The sequence below is a fragment of the Bacteroidota bacterium genome (assembly GCA_016195025.1).
In the GTDB taxonomy this organism is placed as follows: domain Bacteria; phylum Bacteroidota; class Bacteroidia; order Palsa-948; family Palsa-948; genus Palsa-948.
Genome location: JACQAL010000066.1, coordinates 1 through 8423 on the forward strand (window position 1 = coordinate 1; position 8423 = coordinate 8423).

The following is an 8423-nucleotide window of genomic DNA, read 5'->3' on the forward strand; positions in this document are numbered from 1 at the left end:
CTTTTCTTCTTCCCGCCACGACAATTGACATTAACCTGCACGACACCTATGTTATTATTGATTACAGACACTTTTGTCTTCCAATTGCAATTTTGTCCGCCCTGACAACCTTGTGCTATTTTATCATGGACAAAATCGGTAGACAAATTTCCAACAAAATTGGTTTCTGGCACTTTGGACTAATTCTTCTTGGACTGCTCCTCACATACAGCCTCTTCGTGACAGTTGAGTATTTATTTAACTCAAACAATCCGCCAGACACCGTTGCATTTGGCGGAAACGACTCTTTCTTATTGACAGCTGCGATAGGACTTTTATTATTACTTGCGGGCTTGATAGTTTTTCTCGTTGGACTACTTCGCGCGCTTGTACAGAAAAGAAAATAACGCATGGACAGTTTCTTCAGTGTGACAGTCCTTCACTGACAATTTCTTCCACGACAATTTTTCTCGTCAGACAGTTACTCTCTTCGTTGGAGCATATGTATCGGTGGACTGCCACGACCGAAGAAACTGATGCTAACAGCAAGTTGCCGCCATGCGGGCGGACTTGCTCGCAGACAGTTTATTTTTTCATAGATTTGTACTGCATCGGGCGACAATGAATCGTTTTTCATTCCCGCCCGTGACGGCAACTTGCGGAACGTTAGCAGCAATTCAACTATCTTCGTGGACAATTTCGCTGCTCTTAAACGGTTTGACAATGAAAAACGACAAAGAATTAAAAAAAGAACTCATCGCCTTCATCAAGGACAACGAGCAATCATTTGCCGACACCAACTTGGACAATTTCTCCGTGACAGCGTTGACAATTATCAAGGCAGGCATTGACGCAAAAATTAAATACGAGAAAGACAACGAGAAAAAATAATTTCATCAGGACAATTGCTTTTATTCCGACAGGTTTTATCGGGTGACAGTTTCGCAAGGACAAAAGAAAAATAAAAACATCGGCTGACAATTTCGCAACTCTTCTTCGCTGTTCATCGGCAGATGGTTGGTGAGCAAAGCCGAACCACAAAAACTTTATTCGCGAACAGCCAAGCAACAAAAAAATCAGCGGGACAGTTGCGCTTGTGCCGACCGCTTTTCCCGCAAGACAGTTTCGCCAGGACTTTCAAATACAAAAAACAAATTCACAACTGACAGTTTCTCCTTTAACAAATCGTTTCGCGCAGCGGGACAGCAACGCAGGACAAAAAAGAACAACGAACGCCCAACAGCAAGTTGGCGCTATTGCCGTTTTCATCCTTGCATTATGCTTCGGTTTTCATATCTTTGTTTCGATTTCGTCAGACAATTTTTCGCTCCGTAAATCGGCAACATCGCCAACTTGCGGAGCGTTAGGCATAACCGCAGCAGCCGCGCATCAATGGCAGACAATGACGCAATTTTAAATCACTTTTTCAACGTTAGACAATGACTGCACAAGATAACTCATGGCAGTTCCGCACTGCCGTTGGACATTTACGCGTTCTCTCATCGCAAAATACAAAACAACAAAATCAACGGGTGACAGTTGCTTCATCGCTCGACAACTGCTCCAATCTCGACAGCAGTAAAATCAAATACAAAAGCAAAATACATGGGCAAAATTTTGTAGCCTGACAATTGCGCACGGCTCGACAGTCGCTTTCGTTCTGACAGCATTAAATACAAACCCCTGCACAATTTTTCGTCACGGTTTTTGAGTTCGCCCGAGATTTGCACATTGGCGTGCTCGTGCCTGCGCGCGCCAAAGAGCAAAAACGGGCGGTCAAAAACACGCGCCTAAAAATTTCCGTCTATCAATCCAGCGTATATAAGTATTAATCCACTGTTCGGATTTTTAAGTCCACCTCCTGCTTTTATAAATCCAAACGCTTCCTTTATAAAGAAAGCCGCGTGATTTATTATTCCGAATGCTTTCTTTATACAGGCAGAAATCGGATGTAAAAATACAGCGTTTGGATTTATCAATACGGCATTCGGATGTATAGGTGCAGCGTGCGGATTTATCAATACAGCGACTTCCTTTATCAATCCGAATCGTGGATGTATCCATCCGGTGATCTGATATATAAATCCCTCTGCTTTCTTTATACTTCCGACTCCTGCCTTCTTCTACGGTATCACCGCATAAATAAAATCTGTCCACTGATATGGGTCGGCTACCATATTGCTGTACATAGGATGGCGGGTTTTGCTCAATGCAACCTGCGTGGCGGTTTTGCTCGTTTGAGTGCTTGAAGGGTCGGTTTTTTTGGTGTGCGCCACAGGCAGTATGCTTGCGTGCTGCGCTCCTACTACGGTGTTGCTTGCAAGGTCAGAAATAATAATGTCGGCTCCCAATGTGAAACGAACTATGACTGTAGTTGGAGGAGTTCCTTTTGCGGTGGTAATTCCGTATCTCCATATATGCCCTTCCGCTCCCTTCTTCGCTTTTTTGGCGCGCAGGTGAACAAAGCCCGGTCCTGTTTCAACAACCTCGAAATCGCGCGGGTGAGGAGTGGCTTTTTTTTTCAGTTTGTATCCGCTGCTTGTAATTATTCCTTCTGCTTTTTTCAAATCGCCCGCAGCAATTGTGTTTGCCGTGTCTTCCACATAGTGTCCGTTGGTGCCGAGTGAAAGCATCAGCGCGTTTGCCTGTGTGGCTGCCTGCGCGGTGATGGTTTTGGAAGTGTTGCCCGAAGCAATCAGCTTTAAAGTATTGCGCAGTGCAGTGGTTTGTGTTGTGATAGTGGCAAGCGCAATGGTTGGTGCAGGAAGATTTGCGTTGCCTGTAAGCCCTGTTACAGTACCATCGGCAAAGGTGGCAAGGTCGCTGGCGCTCAGTTTCTGAAAATCGGTAGCTACTTTTGCTTTTTTAAGAGTTTGTTTCATAAAAATTATTTTTAAAAGTTGTGGTTAAAAATTTATGTTCATAAATTCTTCTTGCGTGGCATTGAGTGCATTTATTATTTTATCGAGATAATCAAGTGTAAGGTTTACTTCTCCGTTTTCTATGTTCCATACATACTGCCTGTCTGCTCCGATTTTATCTGCTAATTCCTGAAGAGTTAATTTTTTTTTCGTTCGCAGAGTTTTTATACGCTTGCCTATAATTTGTTTTGTTGTATGCGTGAAATAATTATGCAAAAGACATTATTTTCTTTGAAACAGATGTAAATACACTATCACTACAAATAAAAAAGCCCCCGGAATTCGCGGGGGCTTTGTTTGCCGAAAGAGGTTTTAATTTATCAGACATATCAATTAATCGGAATTAAATCGGAATACCAAAATCCTGTTGTGATATGAGCGGAATTTGTTCCGCAAGAATAATTTTTATCATCAATTTCTTTTTTTACTGGCGGTGAATATTTACGATAAACGATTTCTCCTTTGGTAAATGGAATTGGTTTTTGAAAAATGGGACCATCATAAACAAATGAATGAAACTCTCCGTATTCTCCGCAAGGGTCAACTTTTTCAGGCAGGTCATTTATAAATGATTGGTCAAATTCCCTTCCTGCAAAACTTTTGTCTAAATGTTTTTCATCAACGCAAACAATAATTGCCTTAAATCCCAAATCAATAAATTCTTTTGCTAATTGAACCGTTGAAATTTTCCATAATGGAAATATTCCTGAAAAATTTATTTCTGCTAATCTTGTTTCTCTATATTTCCGCAAGTCCTCTAAAAATATATCTCCGAAAATGGAATCACTTATACCCTGTTCTTTAAATTCAGTTAAAGTTTTTTTCATCATTGCATTGTAAATTTCCATTGTGGGATTGTCTGGCATTATTAATTTATGCAATGGAATTCCGATGCTTTCGGTTTGCTTTTCTAAAAGTTCGGCACGGACTCCATGTTGTGAGATGCGATTATATTTTTCACTTACTGAGGTCATCAGATATTTTATATCGTATTCTTTTGATTGCAAAATTTTATAGAGGCATAAAGAAGAATCTTTTCCTCCGCTCCAATTAAATATGGCTTTGCGATTGTTCATTTATTTTGCAGTGATATTTTTTCAATATTCATATAGTGCATAGAATCTTTTTCTCTTTTAGAATATTCTTCTATTTGAATTTTTTTTGTGAAAGACGGATTGTCTATAACGAGTGTGTGATATTCTCCTTTTTCACCGCAAATATCAATTCCATTTTTATTTTCGAGTAAAAGTAAATCGGCATAGGAGGTTTCATTAAAATTTCTTCCAACCCATTCATTTGTAAAATGTGGTTTTTTTACCAATGAAAAAATCCATTGGAAGTTATACTCAAAAAATTTATTCATAATTTCTTTTCTGTCTCTTTTCCATAGAGGAAGGAACACTTGAAGATTGGTTTCATCCGCACATTCTTTTACAATGTTGGAATGTCCCTCAACTTCATCAATATCTCCTGTTATTAAAGTATCAATGAAATATTTTTCTTTTAGGTTGCGAAATGCTTTGATATAACTTTCTTTAAAGGGTTCTGTAATTTCGATTATCAAATGTGGAATTTGCAATGCTTCTGATTGAAGTTTCATAAAACTTATTGGATGAGCAAGAAAATTAGGATTGGCAGGAACTAAAGTGATGAGATATTTTATTTCATAACCTGATAACTTGGCTTCGTATAAAGCAAGGCAGGAATCTTTTCCTCCTGTCCATAATATTGCTGCACTATTCATCTTTTTTAATATTGGCAATTCTTAATCGTTTTGTCCAACCAATAAAATGATGTTGGCTTGGAAAAATTTCGGGATGAAAGATTTCTGCAAGTATTTCTAATGATTCCACTAATCTTGGACCCGGACGATTGAAATAATTATTTCCATCGCACACATATATTTCCATATTGCGAACTGCTTTTAAGGTATTCCATTCTGAGCGATTTTCTAAAAAATACATTTCCTGAAGTGTTCTTTGAATGGAGAATCCGCAAGGGGCTATAAAAATTTTATCAGGATTTTTTTCAATGATATTTTCAAATTTGAGCCACCGTTTTTTTTCATCGGGAAAACAATTTGTTCCTCCTGCCATTTCAATAAGTTCCATCATCCAATGTCCTCCAACTAAAATAGGTTCTATCCATTCAATATCCGCCACTGTCGGTTTGTTGGAAAGATTTTTTGTCTTGGTGTGAATTTTTTTAAATGAATTATTCATTTGATTTACCAAAGATTTTCCTCTTTCGGGGATACCAGTTGCATTGGCAACTTCCTGAATATTTTTTAATACCTTTTCAAGCGTTGAAGGATTTGAATCAATAATTTTTATGCTGCTGTCTTTGAGATATTCATTTAATGCTTCCTGCAATTCATCGGTGCTGACCGCACAAACTTCGCATTGCGATTGAGTGAGAATATGAGTTGGCTTTAATGCTTTAATTTTTTCAACATCAACTTTATAAATGGAAAGCGATAATTCTAAAATTGTTTTTACTGCTTTATTAATTTCTGCACTGTTTCCGTCTGAACGATATTTTGGCTGGCTGCAAATTGGAAGCTGTTGAACTTCTTTTGGGTAATCACATTCGTGTGAACGACCAACTAAATAATTTCCTAAACCTAACGCATAAATAATTTCTGTTCCGCTTGGCAGTAATGATATGATTCGCATTTCTTTTTCCATTACTTAAATTGCAGTTTTTGATTTTGCCAGTATTGGAAATGTATATTTCGCCAATTCAAACCCGCCAAATAAAATTGCTGAATAAAATAAATCTCCCGCAAGAGTATTTCCGAAAAATGGAATTGCTACCGCGTAGCAAGAAATAAGTCCTGAAATATTTTGAGGATAAATCGGATTATTAAGCCACACTCCGAAATTTGAAATGAGAAAAAATAAAATAGCAGCCAATACACTTGCACCGATAACATTTACAACTTTTATTTTTTTCAACAATAAAAACCCTAACGGAACTGTGAGCAAGAAAGCAAAGTAATTAAATGGAAAGCCGTCTGGAATAATCCAAAAATGATTCCAGTAATGAGCATAAATGGTATTATTAATCACAATATCGCTTAACCACATTGAGAGAAGCGGAATAATAAATGCAATAATTCTGTTTGAAAAATACGCTGCTCCGAATAATGCTATTGCTCCGATAGAAGCAAAATTGGGCGGATGCGGAATAAGACGGCTGAACGCTGCCGCTAAAACCATTGCGATTAAAACGCTAAAGCGGATATTGATTTTTTTCTTTTCCATAGTTTTTATTTTTAAAAGCAGAGGTCTGAAAATTTCAAACCTCTGCTGATTTAATAATTATTGTTTTACAACTTGCTTGGTTGTTATTCCCGAAGATGTTTCCACTTTTAATAAGTATGCGCCTTGCGGAATACTTGTCATTGAAAGTATATTGGGAATATTTGTTGCGATTTGTTTCTGAAAAACTATTCTTCCCAAAACATCAGTTAAAGTTACTGTTGCTTTTTCATTTTCTGTGTCAATGAATCCGATATGCAGTTCATCGGAAACAGGATTTGGGTAAAGTAAAAGATGGGAAGAAAAATTATTTTCGGAAATGCCTGTTGTAGTTCTTACATCAAAAGCAAAAGTTCCGGGGGAAACATTTACTGCAAAGGAATCTACCAATGCACCGAAGAAATCATAAGTGAATACTTTTCCGTAAGTGGTGTAGTCGGTTGTGCTGATATAAATTCTTGCATTCACCGAATCAATACCAATTCCATAGAGAGATTTATTGACGAGCAACGAATCCCAAACATAGAGTGCAGATGCGCTGAACACGCCAATTTTATTTTCGTTGCTTGCTTGAAAATAAACATTGTTTAAATAGTATTCAGAACCGCTGCAACCCGAAGATCGATTAAGGCGTGTGTTGACAAAAACGCTTGTTGCACCATCATATTTTGTTACAGAACCATCTGTCCAGTTAAGATTGTTTTGCGTGTAAATTTTTCCGTTGACATTTGACACAAAAACCGCTTCAGGATTCAGTCCATCGGGACCTAAATCAATTTCTCGGTTTTCATTTTGTCCGTTCAAATTAATTATTGCTAATTTTCCAACTGTTCCCCACCCGTTGACTGCCACATAAGCGGTATCCTTCCATACTTTTACTTCAGCACATCTTTCACTTACACTCGGCAAATCATAAATAAAACTCAAATTGTTTTTATTGTATGCCTGAAAGTAGGAAGGCAGCGGACTGCTTTCTGCCCGTGTTACAAGAATCTGATTTTTCCAAATTGCCAATTCACGAATTCCTTTGACTGTCTGCACATTCAATTTTTGTTTGGTGTTCAAATCATACTTTACTAATAAAGTATCGGCAGCAACATAAATAAATCCGCTGTCAATAATTACATCGGAAGCGAATCGTGCTTGCAGCGTATCAAAATTCTGATACACTTGTGTAGCAGGATTGTAACTCCCAACAGTTACGGGACCGCCCCAAGGACCTTCATTGAGCACAATTACTTGTTGTAGGGTGTATTGTGCGAAACCCCACTGCGCTGCTCCTGAAATTATCAGGGTTAACAGCATTTTTTTAATTTTCTTCATTGTTGTTTTTTGTTTTGTGTTTGCTTTCCGTTGTTCCACCGCACCAAAAAGCAAACGGTTATAAATGATTTTTACAAACCATCAACAACAGAAAAAATGAAAGATTGAAAATCATCCCGATGAAATCGGGATTTGGTTTTCTCTTTCGCTTTTTCCCGAAGCGTAAATGGAAAACTGAATGTGGTTTCAGTTTTTTTGTGTTGGCAGGTCTTCTGACTTGTCCCCTTTCTGACGCCTTCCCATTCTAAATTTGAACAGTGGCTAATGATGTCAGAACTATTTAAAAGGACTTACAGCTACGGGAATAGTTCCAGATTCTCACTGGATTCCCTATTAATTCCGATAAATCGGAAACCAAAACGGGTGCAAGATACGAATGTTTTTTTATTTGCAAATTCAAAATGTCAAGCACATGCAGTGTGAATTGTAGATGCCTTTATAGTTCTGCACACTGCAAGAGCTTGCCATTTTTGTGCCTTTGTGCAAGCGGGCAGACAATCTATTTCTCGCTCGACAGTTGCGCCAGCCGGACAATCTCGCATAAAAAACAACCGTCTTCGCAGACAAATAAGTTTCTCACCGGACAAATCCGCATAATCTCACCAGACAATTCCTCGACAACAACAAAGGACAGGAAAATAAGAGCGGCAATGCCTAACAGCAAGTTGCCGCCAGTCGGGCTGACGTTTTCACAGGACGGTGATTCTTTTTATCTTTGTTGTGTCTCGGCAGACAATGATTCGTTTCATTATTCCGCCCGAGACGGCAACTTGCGGAACGTTAGCAGCCATTAAAAAAAATGACACCCGAATTCAAGAACTTAGCGCAACAAATCGACCTAGTAGATTTGTTGTATGGAAACACAGAATTATCACAGATTAAGTTATAAAGAGCGTGTCGTAATCGAGACACTTTTGGGTGAAAAAAAGTCACCTTC

The 8423-nt window shown here is 38.4% G+C and carries 10 protein-coding genes and 1 riboswitch; of the genes, 2 read left to right on the forward strand and 8 right to left on the reverse strand.

Annotated features, from left to right (window positions below):
* Window positions 1-600: 600 nt before the first annotated feature.
* Together HY063_12845 and HY063_12850 are read left to right on the forward strand one after the other, a co-directional pair.
* Window positions 601-870, forward strand: coding sequence for a hypothetical protein (locus HY063_12845; GenBank protein ID MBI3502671.1), 270 nt, complete (start codon window positions 601-603; stop codon window positions 868-870).
* Window positions 871-1418: 548 nt separating this feature from the next.
* On the forward strand, window positions 1419-1607 hold the full coding sequence (locus HY063_12850; protein MBI3502672.1) for a hypothetical protein: 189 nt from the start codon (window positions 1419-1421) through the stop codon (window positions 1605-1607).
* Between the two features lie 162 nt (window positions 1608-1769).
* Here HY063_12850 and HY063_12855 read toward each other — a convergent pair whose 3' ends face one another.
* The 8 genes from HY063_12855 to HY063_12890 form a co-directional block, all read right to left on the reverse strand.
* Window positions 1770-2021, reverse strand: coding sequence for a hypothetical protein (locus tag HY063_12855; protein ID MBI3502673.1), 252 nt, complete (start codon window positions 2019-2021; stop codon window positions 1770-1772).
* A gap of 81 nt (window positions 2022-2102) precedes the next feature.
* A complete protein-coding gene (locus HY063_12860) occupies window positions 2103-2861 on the reverse strand; it encodes a hypothetical protein (protein MBI3502674.1) in 759 nt (252 codons plus the stop codon).
* A 24-nt stretch (window positions 2862-2885) separates the two neighbouring features.
* Complete coding sequence (locus HY063_12865) at window positions 2886-3116, reverse strand: helix-turn-helix transcriptional regulator (GenBank protein ID MBI3502675.1); 231 nt, start codon at window positions 3114-3116, stop codon at window positions 2886-2888.
* Window positions 3117-3229: 113 nt separating this feature from the next.
* On the reverse strand, window positions 3230-3976 hold the full coding sequence (locus HY063_12870; protein ID MBI3502676.1) for a diphthine--ammonia ligase: 747 nt from the start codon (window positions 3974-3976) through the stop codon (window positions 3230-3232).
* Window positions 3973-4662 (reverse strand): diphthine--ammonia ligase, encoded by a 690-nt coding sequence (locus tag HY063_12875; GenBank protein MBI3502677.1) that lies wholly within the window; start codon window positions 4660-4662, stop codon window positions 3973-3975. The genes HY063_12870 and HY063_12875 overlap by 4 nt, the downstream gene beginning before the upstream one ends.
* Window positions 4637-5587 carry a cobalamin-binding protein gene (locus HY063_12880; GenBank protein MBI3502678.1) on the reverse strand — a complete coding sequence of 317 codons (951 nt, stop codon included), beginning with the start codon at window positions 5585-5587 and terminating at the stop codon, window positions 4637-4639. The genes HY063_12875 and HY063_12880 overlap by 26 nt, the downstream gene beginning before the upstream one ends.
* 3 nt (window positions 5588-5590) lie before the next feature.
* Entirely contained in the window at window positions 5591-6166 is a 576-nt protein-coding gene (locus tag HY063_12885) for a hypothetical protein (GenBank protein ID MBI3502679.1), read from the reverse strand.
* 57 nt (window positions 6167-6223) lie between these two features.
* Entirely contained in the window at window positions 6224-7486 is a 1263-nt protein-coding gene (locus HY063_12890; GenBank protein MBI3502680.1) for a T9SS type A sorting domain-containing protein, read from the reverse strand.
* Window positions 7487-7670: 184 nt separating this feature from the next.
* Window positions 7671-7860: riboswitch (cobalamin riboswitch) on the reverse strand.
* Window positions 7861-8423 lie beyond the last annotated feature (563 nt).